The sequence below is a fragment of the Aeromonas sp. 603607 genome (assembly GCF_049171595.1).
Lineage (GTDB): Bacteria > Pseudomonadota > Gammaproteobacteria > Enterobacterales > Aeromonadaceae > Aeromonas > Aeromonas veronii.
Window position 1 is genome coordinate 1 of record NZ_JAAKOV010000034.1, and the last position, 2,341, is coordinate 2,341.

The 2,341-nt window shown below is 54.1% G+C and carries 1 rRNA gene; it reads left to right on the forward strand.

Annotation, left to right across the window (positions count from 1 at the left end):
- A 23S ribosomal RNA gene (locus tag G5315_RS20455) occupies positions 1 to 2,341 on the forward strand; the annotation flags it as partial.

Sequence of the window (2,341 nt, forward strand, 5' to 3'; positions counted from 1 at the left end):
GAGGGGAGTGAAATAGAACCTGAAACCGTGTACGTACAAGCAGTGGGAGCCCTTCGGGGTGACTGCGTACCTTTTGTATAATGGGTCAGCGACTTACATTTTGTAGCGAGGTTAACCGTATAGGGGAGCCGTAGGGAAACCGAGTCTTAACTGGGCGTCTAGTTGCAAGGTGTAGACCCGAAACCGGGTGATCTAGCCATGGGCAGGTTGAAGGTTGAGTAACATCAACTGGAGGACCGAACCCACTAACGTTGCAAAGTTAGGGGATGACCTGTGGCTGGGGGTGAAAGGCCAATCAAACTCGGAGATAGCTGGTTCTCCCCGAAAGCTATTTAGGTAGCGCCTCGGACGAATACTACTGGGGGTAGAGCACTGTTTGGGCTAGGGGGTCATCCCGACTTACCAACCCCATGCAAACTCCGAATACCAGTAAGTAATATCCGGGAGACACACGGCGGGTGCTAACGTCCGTCGTGAAGAGGGAAACAACCCAGACCGCCGGCTAAGGTCCCAAAGTTCTGGTTAAGTGGGAAACGATGTGGGAAGGCTCAGACAGCTAGGATGTTGGCTTAGAAGCAGCCATCATTTAAAGAAAGCGTAATAGCTCACTAGTCGAGTCGGCCTGCGCGGAAGATGTAACGGGGCTCAAACCAGGCACCGAAGCCGCGGATTCACGCTAAGCGTGAGTGGTAGGGGAGCGTTCTGTAAGTCTGCGAAGGTGTGTCGAGAGGCATGCTGGAGATATCAGAAGTGCGAATGCTGACGTAAGTAACGATAAAGGGGGTGAAAAGCCTCCTCGCCGGAAGACCAAGGGTTCCTGTCCAACGTTAATCGGGGCAGGGTGAGTCGACCCCTAAGGCGAGGCCGAAAGGCGTAGTCGATGGGAAGCAGGTTAATATTCCTGCACGACTTGTAATTGCGATGGGGGGACGGAGAAGGCTAGGTGGGCCAGGCGACGGTTGTCCTGGTGAAAGTGCGTAGGTGGTGTTTCTAGGCAAATCCGGAGACACAACACTGAGACACGAGACGAACGCACTACGGTGCGGAAGCCATTGATGCCCTGCTTCCAGGAAAAGCCTCTAAGCTTCAGATTACAAGTCATCGTACCCCAAACCGACACAGGTGGTCGGGTAGAGAATACCAAGGCGCTTGAGAGAACTCGGGTGAAGGAACTAGGCAAAATAGAACCGTAACTTCGGGAGAAGGTTCGCTCTTGACAGTGAAGTCCCTTGCGGATGGAGCAGTTGGGAGTCGCAGTGACCAGATGGCTGGGACTGTTTATCAAAAACACAGCACTCTGCAAACACGAAAGTGGACGTATAGGGTGTGACACCTGCCCGGTGCCGGAAGGTTAATTGATGGGGTTAGCGCAAGCGAAGCTCTTGATCGAAGCCCCGGTAAACGGCGGCCGTAACTATAACGGTCCTAAGGTAGCGAAATTCCTTGTCGGGTAAGTTCCGACCTGCACGAATGGTGTAACCATGGCCATGCTGTCTCCACCCGAGACTCAGTGAAATCGAATTCGCCGTGAAGATGCGGTGTACCCGCGGCTAGACGGAAAGACCCCGTGAACCTTTACTACAGCTTGGCACTGAACATTGAACCTACATGTGTAGGATAGGTGGGAGGCTTTGAAGGCGTGACGCCAGTTGCGCTGGAGCCGTCCTTGAAATACCACCCTTGTATGTTTGATGTTCTAACGCAGGGCCCTGAATCGGGCTCGCGGACAGTGCCTGGTGGGTAGTTTGACTGGGGCGGTCTCCTCCCAAAGAGTAACGGAGGAGCACGAAGGTTGGCTAATCCTGGTCGGACATCAGGAGGTTAGTGCAATGGCATAAGCCAGCTTAACTGCGAGACGGACAGGTCGAGCAGGTACGAAAGTAGGTCATAGTGATCCGGTGGTTCTGAATGGAAGGGCCATCGCTCAACGGATAAAAGGTACTCCGGGGATAACAGGCTGATACCGCCCAAGAGTTCATATCGACGGCGGTGTTTGGCACCTCGATGTCGGCTCATCACATCCTGGGGCTGAAGTCGGTCCCAAGGGTATGGCTGTTCGCCATTTAAAGTGGTACGCGAGCTGGGTTCAGAACGTCGTGAGACAGTTCGGTCCCTATCTGCCGTGGGCGTTGGATGATTGAAGGGAGTTGCTCCTAGTACGAGAGGACCGGAGTGAACGAACCTCTGGTGTTCGGGTTGTCACGCCAGTGGCACTGCCCGGTAGCTAAGTTCGGAATCGATAACCGCTGAAAGCATCTAAGCGGGAAGCGAGCCCTGAGATGAGTCATCCCTGACCCCTTGAGGGTCCTAAAGGGCCGTTGGAGACCACAACGTTGATAGG